The organism is Paraclostridium benzoelyticum, assembly GCF_001006285.1.
GTDB lineage: Bacteria > Bacillota > Clostridia > Peptostreptococcales > Peptostreptococcaceae > Paraclostridium > Paraclostridium benzoelyticum.
The window spans coordinates 1-1,116 of the sequence record NZ_LBBT01000368.1; the positions used below are offsets into that span (position 1 = coordinate 1).

2 protein-coding genes are annotated in these 1,116 nt (G+C 30.1%); one reads left to right on the top strand and one right to left on the bottom strand.

Translation table 11 applies throughout. From position 1 onward, the window contains the following. The first annotated feature begins 112 nt into the window (after positions 1 to 112). Positions 113 to 529: an acyl-CoA thioesterase gene (locus VN21_RS17740; protein WP_046824448.1), complete on the top strand. Its 417-nt coding sequence runs from the start codon at positions 113 to 115 to the stop codon at positions 527 to 529. 58 nt (positions 530 to 587) lie between these two features. Here the strand turns inward: VN21_RS17740 and VN21_RS17745 are convergent, their stop codons facing one another. Next, positions 588 to 1,004 carry an acyl-CoA thioesterase gene (locus VN21_RS17745; protein ID WP_046824448.1) on the bottom strand — a complete coding sequence of 139 codons (417 nt, stop codon included), beginning with the start codon at positions 1,002 to 1,004 and terminating at the stop codon, positions 588 to 590. Between the last annotated feature and the right edge of the window lie 112 nt (positions 1,005 to 1,116).

Genomic DNA, 1,116 nt, shown 5'->3' on the forward strand with positions numbered 1-1,116 from the left:
GGTCTGTCTCCGATGGAATATCGAAGCCAGACCTTAGTTGCATAATTTTTATTATTTCCACTGTCTACTTGACAGGGGGCAGTTCAATTAACATATGGCAGGGGGTATTTATATGGAGTTTTACGATACACATAGACTCGTTAAAAGTGAAGATTTAAATCATCATGGGACATTATTTGCAGGAAGGATGACAGAGTGGTTTGTTGAGAGTTGTTTTATAACAGTATCAAATGAATATGGACATCCTGAAAATTTAGTTTGTTTAAAAGTACATGAAGTCAAATTTACAAAACCTATAAAAAAAGGTGATATTATAAAAATAAAATCAGCAATTGTATATGCTGGGAAAATAAGTTTGACTGTTTATGGAAAAGTTATTAGAGATGGAAGTATTATTGTTGAAGGATTTTTAACTTTTGTATGTGTAGATGAAAATGGAGCTAAGATGCCTCATAATATAGTACTAGAAGAACCAACGAACGAGGAAGATATAAAGATTTTAGAACAAGTTAAAAATTTAAGAAAATAATTTACATAAATAAAAAGAGATATCTTTATATAAAGATATCTCTTTTTATTTATGTAAATTATTTTCTTAAATTTTTAACTTGTTCTAAAATCTTTATATCTTCCTCGTTCGTTGGTTCTTCTAGTACTATATTATGAGGCATCTTAGCTCCATTTTCATCTACACATACAAAAGTTAAAAATCCTTCAACAATAATACTTCCATCTCTAATAACTTTTCCATAAACAGTCAAACTTATTTTCCCAGCATATACAATTGCTGATTTTATTTTTATAATATCACCTTTTTTTATAGGTTTTGTAAATTTGACTTCATGTACTTTTAAACAAACTAAATTTTCAGGATGTCCATATTCATTTGATACTGTTATAAAACAACTCTCAACAAACCACTCTGTCATCCTTCCTGCAAATAATGTCCCATGATGATTTAAATCTTCACTTTTAACGAGTCTATGTGTATCGTAAAACTCCATATAAATACCCCCTGCCATATGTTAATTGAACTGCCCCCTGTCAAGTAGACAGTGGAAATAATAAAAATTATGCAACTAAGGTCTGGCTTCGATATTCCATCGGAGACAGACC